At 63.7% G+C, this 18,892-nt stretch carries 14 protein-coding genes; 12 read left to right on the forward strand and 2 right to left on the reverse strand.

Annotated features, from left to right (window positions below):
* Window positions 1-150 precede the first annotated feature (150 nt).
* The 7 genes from G405_RS0109140 (at window position 151) to G405_RS0109170 (ending at window position 10,747) form a co-directional block, all read left to right on the forward strand.
* On the forward strand, window positions 151-2,094 hold the full coding sequence (locus tag G405_RS0109140; RefSeq protein ID WP_022701212.1) for a TonB-dependent receptor domain-containing protein: 1,944 nt from the start codon (window positions 151-153) through the stop codon (window positions 2,092-2,094).
* Window positions 2,091-2,942 carry an ABC transporter substrate-binding protein gene (locus G405_RS15555; protein WP_156861446.1) on the forward strand — a complete coding sequence of 284 codons (852 nt, stop codon included), beginning with the start codon at window positions 2,091-2,093 and terminating at the stop codon, window positions 2,940-2,942. Before G405_RS0109140 ends, G405_RS15555 begins: the two co-directional genes overlap by 4 nt.
* Entirely contained in the window at window positions 2,939-3,928 is a 990-nt protein-coding gene (locus G405_RS0109150; RefSeq protein ID WP_022701214.1) for a FecCD family ABC transporter permease, read from the forward strand. Before G405_RS15555 ends, G405_RS0109150 begins: the two co-directional genes overlap by 4 nt.
* Window positions 3,925-4,692: an ABC transporter ATP-binding protein gene (locus G405_RS0109155; RefSeq protein ID WP_022701215.1), complete on the forward strand. Its 768-nt coding sequence runs from the start codon at window positions 3,925-3,927 to the stop codon at window positions 4,690-4,692. The genes G405_RS0109150 and G405_RS0109155 overlap by 4 nt, the downstream gene beginning before the upstream one ends.
* 201 nt (window positions 4,693-4,893) lie before the next feature.
* On the forward strand, window positions 4,894-5,229 hold the full coding sequence (locus tag G405_RS0109160) for a DUF4212 domain-containing protein (RefSeq protein ID WP_022701216.1): 336 nt from the start codon (window positions 4,894-4,896) through the stop codon (window positions 5,227-5,229).
* Window position 5,230: 1 nt separating this feature from the next.
* Entirely contained in the window at window positions 5,231-7,174 is a 1,944-nt protein-coding gene (locus G405_RS0109165) for a sodium:solute symporter family protein (RefSeq protein WP_022701217.1), read from the forward strand.
* A gap of 159 nt (window positions 7,175-7,333) precedes the next feature.
* Window positions 7,334-10,747, forward strand: coding sequence for a hybrid sensor histidine kinase/response regulator (locus G405_RS0109170; protein WP_022701218.1), 3,414 nt, complete (start codon window positions 7,334-7,336; stop codon window positions 10,745-10,747).
* Here G405_RS0109170 and G405_RS0109175 read toward each other — a convergent pair.
* Entirely contained in the window at window positions 10,744-11,406 is a 663-nt protein-coding gene (locus tag G405_RS0109175) for a response regulator transcription factor (RefSeq protein ID WP_022701219.1), read from the reverse strand. The two genes, G405_RS0109170 and G405_RS0109175, sit on opposite strands and share 4 nt — an antisense overlap.
* A 194-nt stretch (window positions 11,407-11,600) precedes the next feature.
* Between G405_RS0109175 and G405_RS0109180 the strand changes: the two genes are divergently transcribed.
* The gene (locus G405_RS0109180) at window positions 11,601-12,941 is read left to right on the forward strand and encodes a DcaP family trimeric outer membrane transporter (RefSeq protein ID WP_028284690.1); all 1,341 of its coding nucleotides are present in this window, start codon (window positions 11,601-11,603) and stop codon (window positions 12,939-12,941) included.
* Window positions 12,942-13,018: 77 nt separating this feature from the next.
* Here the strand turns inward: G405_RS0109180 and G405_RS16555 are convergent, their stop codons facing one another.
* A complete protein-coding gene (locus tag G405_RS16555) occupies window positions 13,019-13,696 on the reverse strand; it encodes a TetR/AcrR family transcriptional regulator (RefSeq protein WP_022701221.1) in 678 nt (225 codons plus the stop codon).
* 157 nt (window positions 13,697-13,853) lie between these two features.
* Between G405_RS16555 and G405_RS0109190 the strand changes: the two genes are divergently transcribed.
* The 4 genes from G405_RS0109190 (at window position 13,854) to G405_RS0109205 (ending at window position 18,883) form a co-directional block, all read left to right on the forward strand.
* A complete protein-coding gene (locus G405_RS0109190; protein ID WP_022701222.1) occupies window positions 13,854-14,927 on the forward strand; it encodes a lycopene cyclase family protein in 1,074 nt (357 codons plus the stop codon).
* 52 nt (window positions 14,928-14,979) lie between these two features.
* The gene (gene rsmI / locus G405_RS15565) at window positions 14,980-15,756 is read left to right on the forward strand and encodes a 16S rRNA (cytidine(1402)-2'-O)-methyltransferase (RefSeq protein WP_022701223.1); all 777 of its coding nucleotides are present in this window, start codon (window positions 14,980-14,982) and stop codon (window positions 15,754-15,756) included.
* Window positions 15,757-15,901: 145 nt separating this feature from the next.
* Window positions 15,902-17,947 carry a S9 family peptidase gene (locus G405_RS0109200; RefSeq protein ID WP_022701224.1) on the forward strand — a complete coding sequence of 682 codons (2,046 nt, stop codon included), beginning with the start codon at window positions 15,902-15,904 and terminating at the stop codon, window positions 17,945-17,947.
* 156 nt (window positions 17,948-18,103) lie between these two features.
* The gene (locus G405_RS0109205; protein WP_028284692.1) at window positions 18,104-18,883 is read left to right on the forward strand and encodes a glucose 1-dehydrogenase; all 780 of its coding nucleotides are present in this window, start codon (window positions 18,104-18,106) and stop codon (window positions 18,881-18,883) included.
* The last annotated feature ends 9 nt before the right edge of the window (window positions 18,884-18,892 follow it).

Consider the following 18,892-nt stretch of genomic DNA (forward strand, 5'->3'; position numbering starts at 1 on the left):
GCGGGAACACACCAGGAGAACGCGGACGCCTTCCGTTTGCAGCGACGACCGGCGCGTCGAGCGTCGTCCTGACTCTGTCGGGACGAAGCGCCGTTGCATCGCTGTCCGTCGAGAGCCGCTCACGCTCCCGGCGCCAACGGAGGCTTCCTGATGAAAGCCCAAATCTCTCTCGCGGCGCTCGCGATCGCGCTGTCCGCCGCTCCGTCTTTCGCTTTAGAGCGACCAGAAGACACCGTCGTCGTCACCGGCGTACGCGCGCCCAGCCTGTTGGAGCGCCTGCCCGCCACGCTGGACGTGATTGATCGCGCCGAGCTCGATCTGAATAATCAGAACACGCTGGTCGAAGCGCTGTCCGCTGCGCCGGGTCTCGCCGTGGTTCAGTCCGGCCCGGCGGGGTCGACCGCCAGCGTTTTTGTGCGCGGGTCGAACTCCAAGCATATCCTCGCGCTTTATGACGGTATCCGTCTCAATGACGTGTCGGCCTCCAATGGCGCGTTCAATTTCGGCTCCGATCTTGTGGGCGACGCCGGCCGCATCGAGCTGGTGCGCGGTCCGCTCTCTTCGCTTTATGGTTCAGATGCTGTTGGCGGCGTGATCAACATCCTGCCGCGCCGGGCGCCCGAGAGCGGCTCCGAGCTTTACGGCGAGGCGTCCGTGGGTGAGTTCAACACCTATCACGCCCTGATCGGCGGCGGCGTGCGCGAGGGCCGGTTCAATCTCGCCGCCACCGCGGAATATCAGGACAGCGACGGCTATGACGTGACGCCGGACCGGATCTCGACCCGCACGGGCGATCCGGATCCGTCGCAATTCACCGTGCTTTCGGCCAATGGCGGGTTTGCTTTCACCGATATGTTCAGCGTTGAGGCCCTCATCCGGCATCGCGAGTCAGAGGTGGATTTCGACACGTTCTCGGGCGGACCCACGGGCTTCCAGCGCGCCGACGACACGGATCTGCTCAGCGAGGATTCCCAGACGCTGTGGAGCCTGGGGCTTGTCTATGCCCGCCCGGCCCAGAATATTGAGAGCCGCCTGCGCGCAGGGCGCGTGAAGATGTCGCTCGACAGCTTCAATGACGGCGCTGCGACGGATGCGTATGACGGCGCGCGCGATTTCGTCCAATGGTCCAATGTGTGGACGCCGGACAGCCTGTCAGCCCTCATCGAGCCAGTGATCAGCTTTGGCGTCGATTTTCAGGATGAAGAGGCTCAGTCAGACACCGCGTTCAATGCGCCTCTGTCGGTTAGCGAAGACCTCTGGTCCGCCTACGCCGCCGTGCAGGCAGGATTGACCGCGCGCTTTGACGTCACCGGCTCGATCCGCCTTGATGACTATGAAGCGTTCGGCGACCAGACCACCTACAATCTGGGGGCGGTCTATCGTCTGGACATGCTCAACACCCGCCTGCGCGCCAGCTATAGCACGTCTTTCAAGGCGCCGAGCCTGTCTGAGCGGTTCTCCAGTTCCGCCTTCGTCGCCGCCAATCCTGACCTGCAGCCGGAAGAGGGCGAGACGTTCGAGATCGGATTTGACAGCGCGTTGGATCTGGCCGGACGCGAAGACGCACTGCGCTTTGGAGCGGTCTGGTATGACAGCGCGATCGAGGATCTGATCGAGTATGTCTATGACGGCGCCCTGTTCATCGGTCAGAATCGCAATGTGGGCGAGGCGGACCTTCAAGGCTATGAAGCCTTCGCCGAATGGACGCCCATTGATCAGGCGTCGGTGCGTGTGGACTACACCCACACCGATGCGACCAACGCCAGCACGGGCGCGCCATTGCTGCGCCGTCCTGAGGACAGCTGGGCCGTGACCGGGACCTGGCGGCCGATCGAGATCGCGTCGCTCAGCGCGACCTGGCGCTCTGTCGGCGCGCGTACGGACGTCACCTATGACGATGCAGGCTTCTATGTCAGCGGGTCAGGCCCTGTGCCGTCGTATGAAACGGTGGATATGACGGGCGTTCTGGATGTGCGCGAGAGGCTCCAGCTCGTGCTGGGCGTGCGCAATCTGTTTGATGAGACTTATGAGCCTGTCGCCGGGTTCGCCGGTGCGCCGCGTGCGGTGACGCTGGGCCTTCGGGTGCGTCCGTGAGGGTCCGGGCGGCGGTCCTTTTCGTCGCCCTGATGCTGGGCGTCGTCGCCTCTGGTACGGCGGCGGCGCTTGCTCCGCGCGTGGTGTCGCTGGACTATTGCGCGGATCAATATGTGCTGGGGCTGGCGGATCGGGATGCGATCGCGGCGGTCTCCACCCATGCCGATGACCGTCATTCCTATCTGCGCGATCAGGCGCACGGCCTGCTCCAGCTCAGAGATGACGCGGAAGACGTTCTGGCGCTGGCGCCCGATCTGATCGTGCGCGGCTATGACGCCGGGGGGCGCGCCGGCGCGTATTATCAGCGCTTGGGCCTTGAGACCTTCGAGCTGGGCTTCAGCGCGGGCTTTGACGATGTGGAGGCCATGATCCGGCGTACGGCCCTGGCCCTCGGCCAGGCGGACCGCGGGGAGGCGCGCATCGCTCATATGCGCAGCCAGTTGGCGCGCGCGGCTGACGGACCGCGCTTGCGCGCGCTCTACATGACGCCCTCGGGCCTCACCACAGGGTCGGGCACCCTGATGCATGCTTTCATGACAGCGGCGGGCTTTGAGAATGTCATCGCCGAGCAAGGCAAGACCGGCTGGATCAACCTGCCGCTCGAACAGTTGCACCAGCAGGCGCCGGACATCATTCTCGCGGCGTTTTTTGACGGTGAGACGGCGCCCATCGACAGCTGGTCGGCCAGCCGGCATTCCGTGTTCCGGCGAATGATGGAGACCACCCCCGTTATTGAACTGGATGCGGCGGCGTTGTCGTGCGGCGCCTGGTTCATGGCGGATGAGGCTTTGCGTGCGCGACAGGCCGCCAATGCGTTGGTCCTGGATCTGGACGGGGCTGAATCATGACGCGCCTGACCTTGCTCGCCGCCTTGGGGGCGACTGCTATTGGGATGCTTCTGGCCTCGGCGCTGTTGGGCAGTTCAGAGCTGTCCATGCTGCAGGCGTTTGCGGCGCTCTGGGGCGGCGGCGATGAAACCGCGCGCATCATCGTCTGGGAGATTCGTTTGCCGCGGGCGCTGGCCGCTCTGGGCGTGGGCATGGCGCTGGGCTCATCCGGCGCCCTGATGCAAGGCTTGCTGAGAAATCCGCTGGCCGAACCGGGGGTTCTGGGCGTGTCGGCCTCAGCCTCTCTGGGCGCGATCATCGCGCTCTATTTCGGGATCAGCGTTCTGGGCGCTTTCACGGTGCCCGTATTCGCCATTTTGGGCGCACTGGCGGCGACGGGGGTCTTGAGCGGTCTGGCGAGCGTGCGGATCAGCGCGGTGCAGCTGATCCTGGCGGGGGTCGGCCTGTCCAGTTTCGCCGGCGCGCTGGGCGCTTTGGCGATGAATCTGGCGCCGAACCGGTTCGCCTTGTCAGACATGGTCAGCTGGATGCTGGGTTCGGTCACCAATCGCTCATTGGATGACCTGGTGTTTGTTGCGCCGTTCTGGCTTGCGGGGGGCGTGCTCGCCCTGCTGACGGCGCCGCATTTGCGCGCCCTGGCGCTGGGCGAAGAGACCGCGCAGACCCTGGGCGTCGATCTGGCGCGCACACGGGTCGGCGTTATCGGCGCTGCGGCGCTGTTGACGGGCGCGGCTGTGGCGATTTCAGGGGTTATCGGCTTTGTCGGCATTGTCGCGCCCCATATCGTGCGCCCTTTTGTGCGACATGATCCGTCTGATCTGGTCTGGCCGAGCGCGTTTCTGGGCGGGGTCCTGATCACCCTGGCGGATCTGGTGTTGCGACTGGTTCCGCTGGATCAGGAGTTGCGACTGGGCGTCATGGTGTCTCTGATCGGCGCGCCGGTCTTCATCCTGATCGCTGCGCGCAGCCGGGGTATGGGACGATGAGCCAGACTGGAACCACTCGCATCGTTCTGGATCATGTGACCGTGAAACGCCGCGGCGTGAACGTGCTTGATGATGTCAGTCTGGTCGCGGCGCGTGGTCAGCTCACGGCTCTGGTCGGACCGAACGGGGCGGGCAAGTCCACCCTGATCAAGACGGTGCTGGGATTGTTGAAAGCTGAAACCGGCGCCGTCTGGGTGGATGATGCGCCTGTCGAGATGCTCTCTCCGACAGCGCGCGCCCGCGCCATGGCCTATCTGCCGCAAGATCGAAGCCTCGCCTGGTCCATGACGGGCGGAGATCTGGCCGCGCTGGGACGATACGCCTGGGGCGCCGCCGCCTATGATCGCTTGCCTCCAGCTGACCGGACACAGGTCGATCTGGCTTTGGCGCAAGCCAGCGCCAGTCATCTCAAGGATCGGCTCGTCCATGATTTGTCGGGCGGGGAGCAGGCGCGGCTGCATCTGGCGCGCGCGCTCGCGTCCAACGCGCCGATCCTGTTGGCCGACGAGCCCATTGCGGCGCTTGATCCGCGTCATCAGCTGGAAGCCATGTCGGTCCTGCGCCGCCAGGCTGATGAAGGCGCGAGCGTCATCTGTGCGCTTCATGATCTCGAGCTCGCCCGTCGCCACGCCGATCAGATCGCCGTTCTGGATCGGGGGCGCCTGCGGATCGCCGCCGCGCCTGATCAGGCGCTCAGCGACGAGATTCTGGCCGAGGTGTTCGGTGTGCGGCGAACCCGGTCTGAGGGCTTTGAGATGTTGTAGGCTGCCAGTCGTCTCAATGTAACAAGCTGAAATACTTAACGCTATTCCATCTTGGATCGATCCTGGCGCGCTGCTCGGGCGTCCTGAGCGTCCCAAGCGTGCTCAGTTCGGCTTCGACCAATGTCGGGCTGCCCGCTCCGCCCTGTGACTGACACCCTTCCTGTCATACGGGGAAAACCCCGATGAATAGGGAGGAGCACGATGGCTGACTCAGACCATCCGACCACGGGCGAGCCGCCAAAAGGGCCGCCGCGGGATCACAACATCACCGAGGAGCGCTACAAGCGCTATTGGCAGGAAAACCTCAATCTGATGGGAATCCTGCTCGCGATCTGGTTCACCGTATCCTACGGATTCGGAATCCTGTTCCGTGACATTCTGGACAATTTCTCTATCGGCGGCGCGCCGTTGGGATTCTGGTTCGCGCAGCAGGGCGCGATCTACGTCTTTGTCATTCTGATCTTCGTTTACTCCGCGCTGATGCATCGCATCGAGCGCAAGTATGACGCGGAAACTGAAAACGGTCAGGGAGGCTGATATGGAATCGACCATTCTGGGTCTCGACACCACCTTGTTCTGGACCGCGTTTTTCGTCATCGGAACATTTGGTCTCTACATCGGCATCGCGATTTGGGCGCGGGCGTCGACCACAGAAGATTTCTATGTGGCCGGCCATGACGTGCATCCGGTCTTCAACGGGATGGCCACAGCCGCTGACTGGATGAGCGCAGCCTCATTCCTGTCCATGGCGGGACTGATTGCGTTCATGGGCTATGACGGCTCGGTCTTCCTGATGGGCTGGACGGGCGGTTATGTGCTGCTGGCGTTGCTCCTGGCGCCCTATCTACGCAAGTTCGGCAAGTTCACCGTGCCCGACTTTGTCGGCGACCGGTATTACAGCCAGGCGGCCCGCATCATGGCGGTGATCTGCGCCCTGTTCATCTCCTTCACCTATATCGCCGGGCAGATGCGCGGCACCGGCATCGCCTTCTCCAACTTCCTGGGCGTGCCGATCGAGATGGGCGTCATCATCGGCGCGATCATCGTGCTGTTCTATGCGGGTCTCGGCGGCATGAAGGGCGTCACCTACACCCAGGTCGCGCAGTATTGCGTGCTGATCTTCGCGTTCACCGTTCCGGCGGTTTTCTTGAGCTTGCAGATCACCGGCACGCCGATTCCGCAGCTGGGATTCATCGGCAACACGGCGGATGGAACGCCCTTGCTGCTCAGCCTGGACCGGACCCTGTCTGAACTGGGCTTCAGCTCCTATCTCGAGGGGCAGAAGTCCATGATCGACGTCTTCGCCATCACCTTGGCGTTGATGGTCGGCACGGCGGGACTGCCGCACGTGATCATCCGCTTCTTCACCGTGCCGCGGGCCTCGGACGCTCGCAAATCGGCGGGTTGGGCGTTGATCTTCATCGCCGCGCTTTACACCACGGCGCCAGCCGTGGCGGTGTTCGCCCGCTCGAACTTCATCGAAACGGTCAATGAAAGCACCTATTCCACTGAGGTCGCTGCTCAACAGGCGCGCGCTTCGGAAATGGGCGAAGGGGCGACCCCGCAATGGTTCTACAACTGGGAGCGCACCGGTCTTCTGGGCTTCACCGACAAAAACGGCGACGGCCAGATCCAGTATCGCGCCGACCCGGAGGTGAACGAGGTGACCACGCTCGACCGTGACATCTTCGTGCTGGCCAATCCCGAGATCGGGGGCCTGCCGGGCTGGGTGATCGGTCTGGTGGTCTCCGGCGGCTTGGCGGCTGCGCTGTCCACCGCTGCGGGTCTCTTGATGGTGATCAGTTCGGCGGTGTCACACGATCTGTGCCGCAAGGTGCTGATCAAGAACATGACGGACACCCAGGAGCTTCTGGTCGCGCGGATTGCGGCCGTGGGCGCGGTGGTCGTGGCGATCTATGCGGGCATCAACCCGCCTGGCTTCGTCGCCGCGGTCGTGGCCTTCGCTTTCGGTCTGGCCGCCGCCAGCTTCTTCCCGGTGATCTTCCTGGGGATTTTCTGGAAGCGCATGAACAAGGAAGGCGCCATCGCCGGCATGGTGGTCGGTCTGTCGATCACTGCGGCCTACATCGTGCACTTCAAGATCGGCTTCAGCCCGATTGTGCTCGGCGTGGTCGCCCTGATCATCAGCCTTATCCTGCTGATCATGTATTTCGGCCTCAAGGAAGAGGGGGAGACCCGGCCCATGCTGATCGGTTCGATCGTGTTCGGACTGATCTTCCTGGGCGGTCTGTTCGGCATCTTGCCAAACATTCCCCAAGGCACGACCGATCAATGGTTCCTGGGCGTGTCTCCGGAAGGCTTTGGCTCTGTCGGCATGGTGATTTCCTTCATCACCGCGACGATTGTGGCCTTGGCGACCAAGGCGCCGCCAGAAGAGATCCAGAACATGGTGGAGGACATTCGCATGCCGTCCTCCGTCACCCATGTCACGCACACCAAGGCGGCGGGCCCGGCTGAATAGCCAGATCCAATGTCTGTAACCGGGCGCGGCGGCTCTGTGAGCCGCCGCGTTTGCGTTTGATCGGGGCGCTCCTGGCTGGTCAGCGCTTTGGAAATCCGTCTATCGTTCAAGACCGTCTGATCCAGAACACTCAATCCGGACGGGCAGGGAGGAGAGGTTTTGCCGCTCAGTCTCGCGCTTGTGGTGCTTGGCGCCTATGTGGCCTTGCTGTTCGTGCTCGCGGCCTGGGGGGACGCGCATGCGGCGCGCTTTGACCGCTCCGCCATGCGACGCGCCGTTCTGTATACGCTGGCGCTGGCGGTCTATTGCACCAGCTGGACCTTTTATGGCGCGGTGGGCGAAGCCGCCCGCGCGGGCTGGGACTATCTGCCCATCTATCTGGGGCCAGCCTTGGTGTTCTTGCTGGGCTTTCCCATCATCCGGCGCCTCGTGGCGCTGGGACGGGAGCACGACACCAGCTCGATCGCAGACTTCTTGTCCCTGCGCTATGGCAAGTCTGCAGCAGTGGGCGCGCTGGCGACGCTGGCCCTGCTGCTGGCGCTGATCCCCTATATTGCGCTTCAGCTCAAGAGCGCGGCCGCCTCGCTTGATCTTCTGACGGGTGATCCGTTGGGGCGCGGTTGGGGCTTGCCGGTGGCGATCAGCCTGGCGGCTTTTGCGATGGTGTTCGGTCAGCGCCATACCGACACCGCCGCCAGTCACCGCGGTCTGGCGCTGGCGGTCGGTTTTGAATCCCTGGTCAAACTCGCGGCGATGCTGGCGGTGGGCTGGCTCGCCGTCGAGGTCTGGATCAACGCCTCGCCGCAAATGCGTCTTGAGGCGCTGGCGCAATCGCCTCTCACGGCGCCGGGCGTGGACTTCCGGTTTGTCGTGTTGACGATATTGGGTGCGTTCGCAGCGCTGTGCTTGCCGCGTCAGTTTCACATGATGGTGGTGGAGGCGTCCAAACCCGGAGACGCCAACCTGTCGCGCTGGGGGTTCCCGGCGTATCTGGCGCTCGTGGCGATCCTGGTCCCGCCCATCGCCTGGGCGGGCGGCACGCTGCTGACAGATCCCAATCCGGACGCCTATGTGCTGGCCCTGCCGCTGGAGCTCGATGCGCGAGGCCTGGCGGTGTTGGTGTTTCTGGGCGGGTTCTCCGCCGCCGCCGGCATGGTGACCGTCACCGCGCTCGCCATGTCCACCATGCTGGTGAACAATCTGGTGGGACCGCTCTTTCTGGCGGAAGTGCAACGCGGAGGACTGGCCAAGCGGTTCCTGATGTGGCGACGCGCCATGGTGCTGGGGCTGGTGGGGCTCGCCTATCTGTTCCATCTGGGGCTGGATCAGCAGGCGGCGCTGGCCGGGATCGGTCTGGTGGCGTTCGCCGGGGTCGCCCAGCTCGCCCCCGCCTTGTTGTTCGGGCTGTATTGGCGCAAGGCGAACCGTGCGGGCGCGTTGGCGGGCATGGGCGCCGGGATCGGGCTGTGGGTCGCGCTGATCCTGATCCCCAGCTATGCCGGGGCTCCTCCACCAGCGCCGGATGGCGTGGACCCGTTCGCTTTTGCCTCCATCCTGTGCCTGGCCGCAAACGTCATCGCCTTCATCATAGCCGTAGCGTTTTCGTCTTCAGGTCTGGTGGACGAGCTGCAGGCGGACGCGTTCACCGGCGTACGTCCGCTTGAGACCGCCCCCGCCATGGGCTCGCGCATCTCCGACCTTGAAATCGTGCTGGTGCGGGTGCTGGGCGCCCATCAGGCGGAAATCGCTCTCTCAGACCTGTCACGGGCGGTCGCCAGACCCTTACGGCCGGGGGATGTTCTGACCTCTGCTGTGGCGGGCCTGGCCGAAGCGCGTCTGGCGCGGGCTGTGGGCGCGGCCTCCGCCCGAATCCTGATGACGCGCGTCTTGCGCGGCGCCCGCGTCAGCCCGGGCGATGTGGTCAAGCTGATTGACGAAACCGCCGAGCAATTGCGCTCCTCCGAGGATCGCTTGAAGGAAAGCGAACGCTCGATCCGGTTTTACACCGACAATCTGCCGGTGCTGCTCAGCTATGCCGACCGCGATTATTGTCTGCGTTTCGCCAATAAGGGCTATCTGGACTTCTTTGGTCTGGATGCGTCCGTGATCGGCCGTCCGCTGGCTGAATTCATGAGCGAGGACGAATACGCGCTGCGCCGACCGCATATGGAAGCGGCGCTCAATGGCGAGCGCCAGGTGTTTGACATTTCACGGCGCAAGGGCGGCGGCCGGGCGCGTTCCTGGCAGGTGGTCTACCAGCCTCGCACTGAAAACGGCGAAGTGGTGGGCTATTTCGGCGTTTATCAGGACAACACCGCCCGGCGTGAAGCGGAAGAAGGGCTCAAACGCGCGTACGACATGCTGGAATCGCGGGTGGAGGAACGCACCGCAGCGCTGAAAGCGGAAAGCGAGGCGCGGCTGCAGCTGGCGCAGGATCTGGAAGCGGCCCGCCGCGAGGCGGAGGCCGCCACCCAGTCCAAGACACGCTTTCTGGCGGCGGCCAGCCATGACTTGCTGCAGCCGCTGTCCGCGGCTCGCCTGTATGCCGGCGCGCTGGAGGGGGCGCTGGGGGAGAGCGGCTCTGAGGGCAATCGCAATCTCGCCCATCAGATTGAACGCGCCATCGACCATGCGGACCGTTTGCTGCGCGCGCTTCTGGATATTTCACGTCTGGATGCGGGCGGCGTCGCGCCGCGACCGAGCGTCTTCGCCATTGACGAGCTGATTGAGGAAACCGCCGCCCAGTTCCAGGCGCGCGCGCTGGCCAAGGGCTTGAAGCTGCGTGTTGTTCCCAGCCGGCTGGCCGTTTTGTCAGACCGGGGCTTGATGACCAGCGTCGTTCAGAACCTCATTTCCAACGCCATCCGCTATACGCCCAGCGGCAAGGTGCTGGTGGGTGTCAGGCGTCAGGGCGATCAGGTGCGCCTGCAAGTGATCGATACCGGCCCGGGCATCGAGCCGGATCGCCAGCAGGCCATCTTCCGGGAATTTCATCGCGGCGTCGTCGACGCCGGGGAAGATCAGGGTCTGGGTCTGGGGCTGGCGGTGGTGGACCGGATTTGCGCGTCCCTGGGACACAAACTGATCTTGAAAAGCGCCTTGGGGGAAGGCGCGACCTTTGAAGTGATCCTGCCGCGCGCCGCCTCGCGAGACCCTCAGACCGTCGTCCAGGCGCGCCGCCGTCCGGGTGACCTGGCCGGATTGTCGGTCCTGTGTGTGGATGATGATCCGGGCGTGCTGCAGGCGTTGAGCACGCTATTGGAGCGTTGGGGCTGCGATGTGCGCGGCGGACAGGACGCCGCCTCGGCGGCGGCCGCCTTCGCAGATCAGGCGCCGGACCTGGTGATCCTGGACTATCACCTGACTGACGCGCTTACAGGACCAGAGCTCTACGAAACGCTATGCGCGCACTGGCAGAGCCGTCCGCCCGGACTTCTGGTGACCGCGGAACGCAGCGCCGCCGCAGGGGATGAGGCGCGCGCCGCGGGTCTTGAGCTTGTGCGCAAGCCGGCGTCGCCGGCGGTGCTGCGCGCCAGCCTGAGCTCGCTGAAACGCAAACTCGAAGCGGGTTAGACGGATTGTTCGGCGGGCGGTTCGACATTGAGCGCCTGGGCCACCAGCACCGCCTGGGTGCGGTTGATCACGTCAAGCTTTCTGAAGATCGCGGTCACATGCGCTTTCACGGTCGCTTCGGAAATACCCATATCATAGGCGATCTGCTTGTTCAGACGCCCGGCGGCGAGACCATGCAGGACGCGCATTTGCGCCGGGGTCAGCTGGGCGATTTTCGACGCCGCCTCCGCCGCTTCCTGCGCCTGGGGGTCGCCGCTTTCATCGGGCGCCCAGACATCGCCGTTCAGCACGGCGGTCAGCGCCTCCACCAGCTGTGTCATGCTGGCGGTCTTGGGAATGAAGCCTGAAGCGCCGAACTCCAGCGCCCGCGCCGCCACGCCGGGCGACTGGCTGGCGGAGATGACCACCACCGGCGCGCTGGGATGACTTTTGCGCAGTTCCGCCAGGCCGATGAAGCCGGAGCTGTCCGCCATGTGCAGGTCCAGACACACAAGATCTGTCTGACCGTCCTTCAGGGCGTTCAGGGTTTCAGCCAGCGTACTGGTCTCCACCAGGGTGCGACCGGGCGCGGCTTTGTGGACCGCGGTGCTGAGAGCGCCCCGAAACAGGGGGTGGTCATCGGCCAGAATGACCCGGCCTTGCGTGGAGTCTGGGGTCACACACGCCTCCTCATCTGAGCATGAAGTCTAATGGGCTCCGGCCGGGGCCGTCGTCTGAGCAAAAAGTAGCACATGTGAAGTCCTAAATTTCGACGAACGTCCCATACCGCCGGACCCTCTGTACAACGATACTTTCATAATAAAGCCGAAAAATCGGCGCGGGCCTCATGGCTATCCTTGGGAGGGACATCTCTATGACTAGGCTAGGTATTCGTAGCGTATTGGCGGCGACCGCCTCGGCGTTTGTTCTGACAGCGGCGTCAAACGCACAGGACGTGACCGCTCTTGAAGATCGACTCGCAGCGCTGGAAGCCATGGTGGCTGATTTGCGCTCCGAGCTGGAAGACGCGCGCGCACAAGCGGACGCGGCGACGGATCGGGTTATTGAAATCGAGCAACGGACCGCATCCGCGCCTGCGGCTCCGGCCGCGCCAACCTCTTCGGAGCGCGGCTTCACCATGGGCAACACCCAGGTGACCTATGGCGGCTTCGTCGATCTGGACGCCCATGTCACCGATCTCAGCGACGGCGATTTCGGCGCGACTTCGATTGCGCGCGATTTTTATATCTCTGGCGCCACGCCGGTCGGTGGGACCGGGGATGGCGAAACCGATTTTGATTTCACCGCCAAGTCCAGCCGCTTCTTCTTCGCCACGTCCACCGAATCAGACATCGGCACGGTGACCGGACGGATCGAATTTGATTTCCTGGGATCGCCCGGCGGGGATGAGCGGGTGTCAAACTCCTACAATCCGCGTATGCGCGTCGCCTGGGCGCAGATCGGCAATTGGCGCGTGGGTCAGGACTGGTCGACCTTCACCAACACGGCCGTCATTCCGGAAAGCGCCAGCTTCCTTGTGGGATCTGACGGCATGCTGTTCGGGCGCCAGGCGCAAATTCGTTACACCAATGGCGGCTTCCAGTTCGCGCTCGAGAACCCCGATACGACGGTCACGCCTTTTGGCGGCGGCGGCAGGATCGATGGCGGCGACGGCGCATTTCCTGATGTTGTTGCGCGCTATAACTGGAGCGGCGATTTCGGCGCCATGACCGTCTCGGCGCTCGGCCGCAATCTCGCCTATGAAGGCGGCGGCGTGGACGGCGAAGCATTTGGCTGGGGCGTCAACTGGTCTGGCCGGGTGAATGTGGGCGAGGGCTCAGACTTGCGCTTCTCCCTGACCGGCGGTGAAGGCATCGGCCGCTATATCGGCCTGAACGCCGTGAACGGAGCAGTGGTGACCGCGTCGGGCGATCTGGAAGCGATTCCGGTCTATGGTGGGCTGGTGGCCTGGCGCCAGCAATTGGGTCAGGGGCGTCGACTGTCGGTCGGTTACTCGATGCTGGAAGCGGATAATGACATCACATTGACCGGCACAGGCGTGACCAAGAGCACCTGGTCCGCATTCGGCGCCTATTTCTTCCCGGTGGGCCCCGTGACCATGGGCGCAGAAATCCTGTTCGGCGAGCGGGAACTGGAAAATGGCCAGAGCGGGACGATCACCCGGGCCACGTTCTCAACAAAATATCCCTTCTGATGCGGCTCGCCTGACCTGTCAGCGAACAGGTCGGGCGTTGCTCGCCCCGAAGGGCTCCCCTGCGCTGGCGTCAGACATCAACCAGCGCGTCCTTGTGCGGCCGACGCCCCCTCGTGTCGGCCGTATTTTTTAAGCGCGTGCTCTGAGGCGTGCGGCGTATGAAACACAACGCCTAGCCGGCGATGCATCTGGCTGCGGGCCTCTTGCGGGCTCAAGGTGTAGATCACGCAGCGCCGCAAAACGCCCAGGTACAGATCAAGCAGGCTTTCCGTCAGCAGATCCGGGCATTCATTCAGGTCGATGGCTGGATCGTGAGAGGCGCGGGTCAACACGTCTCGGACCGGTGACCATGCGGATTCCAGGCCAATGTGCAGAGCTTTGAAATCGGCTTCATTGGTCAGCCAATTGTGCCCTATGGCGGCTCGAAACAATTCCAGATCATTGATGTGACGGTCCAGATGGTAATCCAGTAAAGCCGTCACGCAGCCGATGACATCGCCTTGATAGCGCCGCGCCAGTTCAGCGCTTTCAAGGCGCAAACGTTCGAAGTCATCCACCATCACTTCACACAGCAAGGCGATCTTGGTGGGCGCCGCATTGAGCACCGTTCCCGGAGAGACATTGGCTGCGCTCGCAATGTCGACGATTTTCGCGCGATCATAGCCTTGGCGGTGAAATTCCTCCCGCGCTGCACGCAAGACGGCGATTCGGGTCTCCGCTTTCTGGCGCGCACGTTTTGTCGTTGGCAAGGTCATTCGTTCGCCTGTCTTCAGTTCCGGGCTGATGGGGTGTGGTTCGCTGAACAGCGGCCTTTCATTAAAGCCTGTTAATGTGATCGCGCCAAGCACATGTTGTGAAATACTCTTTTAGCGCATTCCTGAGGCGCATGCCGGTTCGTTTTTCAAGGACGTCATGTCTGAACGCTTTGATCTTGTCATTCTCGGCGCCGGGCTGTCCGGGCTGGCGCTAGGCAGCGCCGTAGCCCGGACCGGACGGCGTGTTCGCGCGCTGATCATTGAACCCAGACGACTCACATCAAACCCGCGCCACTGGATGTTCCCGGCTGCGCCTGATCATGGCCTGCGCCGGTTCGAGAGTAGCCGCTTGACTGGCTTTGAGGTGGAGAGCCCGACGGGCGCTGTTTTGCACAGGCCGCTGAAGCGAATGATTCTGGCGCGAGTCGCCGCGCATGCGGTGCAGGAGGCGGCGCTGGACGCAGTCGCCGCCGAACCGCGCATGATGCTGAGGGAGGGGGTCAGCGTTGATCGGGTGCAGGGCGGCCGAACTCAGGCGATCGTGGAGACAAGCGACGGCCAGGTCTGCGCCAGCTGGGTGGTCGATACGCGGCCGCTTGAAGATGTTGGCATGCCCGCTGGCCGGGTGGTGCAACTGTCACACTTGATGACCGCCCCTGTCGAAAGCGGCCATGAAGAGCGCTTGTGTCTGAAAGTCGTGGGGTCGGACTTTCCTGGTCTCGAGCAATTGAGCCTCAGCCGGGACCGCGTCGTGCATGAACAGGCGCGCTTTGTGCTGGCCCCGCCGCCAGATCTGGCGCTGGAGCCCCAGGCGGACCGGCTGTTGCAATGGGGCGGCCGCCTTGAGGCTGCTCGGCAATCTCAGGGCGTCTGGCCTTTGGGCTATCGTCCTTTGAGCCGCGGGGCCGGGCGCGTGGTGCTGGCGCCCGCCGACGCCTACGGCTTGCGGTTTGCGCCAGGCATGGCGGCGCTGCGCTTGCATGATTGGGCGCAAGCGCAGGCGCGTCGACTGACCTATGGGCTCAGCCTTTGCGCGCCGCCGCCGCCGCCTGTGTCCGCACGGTTGGCGACAGCACGTATCGAAGCGATGATCCGGCGCGATCCGCGCCTGGCGGCCGCGGGTTTGCGCGCCTTGCTTTATGAAGCGTCGGCCGATGCCGTCATGCGCACCTTGTCCGGCGCCGCCCGCTGGACCGATCTCATCCGCGCCTGGCGGTCGGGGACATGGTAGCGGCGCTGCCGTCAGCGCTGCATTCTGAGCTCGGCTCGATTAGGGTGCAGGCATGAGTGATTCCGCGATCTCCGCCGATCTCGACGCACCGCCCGAGACCGGGCCGCGTCTGGTGCTGGTGACCACGCCTATCGGCAATCTGGGCGACATGACGCCGCGCGCCTGGGACGTCTTGCGCGACGCGGACGCCATTGCGTGCGAAGACACGCGCACGACGCGCCGATTGCTCGAACAGGGCGGCGTCACTGACAAGCGTTTGATCGCCTGTCATGACCATAACGAGACGGCGAGCGCAGCCGGCATCGTCAAGCTGATCGAAGACGGCGCGACGGTGGCTCTGGTCAGCGATGCGGGCACGCCAGCGATCTCTGATCCGGGTTTTCGTGTGGTTCAGGCGGCGCTCGAGGCGGGATTGACCGTCAGCGCCGCGCCCGGCGTCTCCTCGGTGATCATGGCGCTCTCGATCTCCGGCCTGCCGACCGACCGCTTCACCTTTCTGGGCTTTCCGCCCCGTAAATCAGGCAAGCGTCAGGCGCTGTTTGCGCTGTATGGGGAATTGCCGTCCAGTCTGATTGTTATGGAGAGCCCGCAGCGCCTGGCGGAATGCCTGGCGGACGCCCGCGCCGTACTGGGAGATCGCCGCGCCGCGCTGAGCCTGGAGCTGACCAAACGGTTCGAGCGGGTCTGGCGCGGCACGCTCTCAGAACTCGAAGCCCGGCTTGCCGACCCGCCCAAGGGCGAGGCCGTGATTGTGATCGAAGGCGCAGACGAGGTGCGCGAGAAAAAGAACAAATACGCCGCATTTTCCAAAGCCCCCAAGCGCGATTAAGATTTCATTAGGATATGCGATATGCAGGGGCGGCGCCCCGCAGCATTGCGACCGGCGCTGGCATCCTTGTGATGGGCGTCGGGCCTCGACGCGCAGGCCTTGCCTTCGTTAGGCTGCGCCCCGTACTGACCAAGGAGTTATCGCCATGAACCGTCCACTGTTCACCGGCGTTCTGGGTTTTGCTGCAGCCTGTGCGCTAGGCGCACAGACGCAGGCGCAAGAACCTTTGACGCTGGAAGATCTGTTCGAAATCCGCCAGGTGTCCGGGATCGACATCTCCCCTGATGGCGACCATGTCGCCTTCACCGTCTCCACGCCGCGCAATGTGGTTGCGGGTGAAGAGGATGGCACGCCGCAATCGGCGCTGTTCATCGCATCCGGCCCGGATGCGGCGCGCCCCTTTATCACCGATGGCGGCGTTGGTGGTGTGGAATGGACGCCGAATGGCGACGCGCTGACCTTTCTCGCCCGTCGCGACGGCGACAGCGGATCGGCGCTTTACGAGATCGCGGCGGATGGCGGCGAAGCGCGTCGGATCTACAGCCATGACGAGTCGATCCAGTCCTATGTGATCGGGCCCGATGGAGAGAGCCTGTATTTTATTGCGCGTGAGAAGGCTGACCCGATGCAGCAGACGCTGCGCGATCGCGGGTTCATGGCCAATGTCTATGAAGAGAGCGACATCTTCTCCTATGTCTGGCGCGCCGACCTGACGGATCCCGACGCGGACCCGGTCCGGTTTGATCTGCCCGGTCATGCATCATCTCTGACCTTGAGCGAAGACGGCTCACACCTCGCCGTGGCGCTGGCGCCAACCACTTTGGTGGACGACTCGCTGATGGAGCGTCAGTGGACCGTCGTCGATGCGGCGAACGGTTCGGTGATCTCCACCGTCGAAACGCCGGGCAAGATCGGCATGGCGGCGTTTTCGCCTGACGCTTCGCGTCTCGCCTTTATCGCGGGCGCCGACCGCGCCGACCCCACGGCAGGCACGCTTCACATCGCGGATGCGCAGACAGGCGAGTATATGGCCATCGCCCGCGACGCCGAGCAGCACGTGAACCAGCTCGCCTGGATTGATCGTAATTCCGTGCTGACTCTAGCCAGCGTGGGCACGGGCACGGCGCTCGTCGAATACAATATCAATGGCCGTGAAGAGCGCCGCACGCCGACAGAGGCCGGCGTGATCTCGTCCATGGATTATGATCGTGATGACCGGGTTCTGGCGGCGACGGTGCATGCTGCGACCCATCCTCGTGAATTGTTTGTGGGTGACCGCCGTTCGCTGCGCCAGTGGACCGATCACAACCCCCAGCTTGACGACATCGCCTGGGGCGATCAGAGCGTCTTCGAGTTCGAAGCGCGTGATGGCGAACGCATTGAAGGCGTGCTCGTCACTCCGCAGGGCGAGGCTCCGGCAGGCGGCTGGCCGATGATCATGACCGTGCATGGCGGCCCGGAAGCCCATGACAGCAATGGCTGGGTGAACGGCTATTCGCGTCTGGGCCATATCGGCGCCGGTGAGGGGTTTGCGGTCTTCTACCCCAATTATCGCGGTTCTACGGGCCGTGGTGAACGCTTCGCCAAGCTCGACCATCTCGATGCGCCGGGCGAAGAGTTCTGGGATCTGGTGGACGCGATCGGCGCCCTGTCTGAGGCCGGTATTGTTGACGCCGAGCGCGTGGGCATCACCGGCGGGTCCTATGGCGGGTTCGCCTCGTCCTGGGGCGCGACCATCGCCAGCGAACATTTCGCCGCCTCTGCGCCGTTTGTGGCGCTGACCGATCTGATCAGCTTTTACGGCACGACCGAGATTCCGATCGAGATGGTGGATGTGCACTTCATGCAGCCGCCCTGGGAAGACTGGATGACCTATCTCGAGCACAGCCCGACCTATCATGCGCCGGGCTCGACCACGCCGACGCTGATCCTGCATGGCGAGGCGGATACGCGGGTGGACACCAGCCAGTCCTTCATCCTCTACCGTATCCTGAAGCAGACCTCTGACGCGCCGGTGCGGCTCGTCACCTATCCGGGCGAAGGCCATGGCAATCGCCGCGCCGCCGCCCAGTACGACTACGGTCTGCGCGTTCTGCGCTGGATGCAGCATTATCTGCAGGGCGAAGGCGGCGAGCCGCCCGCGCCGGAGCTGGATCTGGCCGAACGGCTGGGGCTTGAAGACGCCGAATAAGGCGCTGGAAAAGGGAGGCGGAAACGCCTCCCTTTATCGTTGGGGACTGGCGGGGCGACAGGATATGAAATCCGCATCGGCGCCCCCTCGCCATGGCCTCATTCCGCCGCTAACGTGGCGCTTAACGCATTAAGTGACGTGAACGGGAGGATGAACATGTCAGAGAAAGATCTGTCGCTGGACGGTCGTGTGGTTCTGGTCGCCGGGGCGAGCCGCGGCATTGGCGAAGCCGCCGCCAAGCGCATGGCGCGCAATGGTGCGATGGTGATTTGCTCGAGCCGCAAGATCGCCGATTGCGAGCGCGTGGCTGAAGAGATCAGGGCCGAGGGCGGCAAGGCCCGCGCCATGGTGCTGCACCTGGGCGAAGCCGATCATCGCGAAGCGGCCATCGCCAACATCAAGGAGACCGAGGGACGTCTGGACGTGCTGGTCAATAACGGCGCCACCAGCCCGTATTTCGGCGAAGCCAAGGACACGCCTGAAGACGCTTGGGACAAGACGTTCGAGGTGAATGTCAAAGGCCCGTTCTTCCTGTCGAGCCTTGCGATCAACACCTTCATGAAGGATCAGGGCAAAGGCTCGATCATCAATGTCGCCTCGATCAACGGCATCCGTCCGGGCTATTTCCAGGGCGCGTACTCGATCTCGAAAGCCGCCGTCATCTCTCTCACCCAGGTGCTGGCGCAGGAATGCGGTCATCTGGGCGTGCGGGTGAACGCGCTGTGTCCGGGCCTGACTGAAACCAAGCTCGCCTCGGCGCTGACGTCCGATCCGAACCTTGAAGACATGATGAACCGCAATTTCTCCATCAAGCGCGTCGGCCAGCCCGAAGACATGGCCGCTGCAATCCACTTCCTTGCCAGTGACGCATCAAGCTATATGACGGGCCAGGAATTTGTTGTGGATGGCGGCATCACCCAGCGTGGTCCGTTGTAGGAGAGCTTA

It is taken from the genome of Oceanicaulis alexandrii DSM 11625 (assembly GCF_000420265.1).
GTDB classification, from domain to species: Bacteria; Pseudomonadota; Alphaproteobacteria; order Caulobacterales; family Maricaulaceae; genus Oceanicaulis; species Oceanicaulis alexandrii.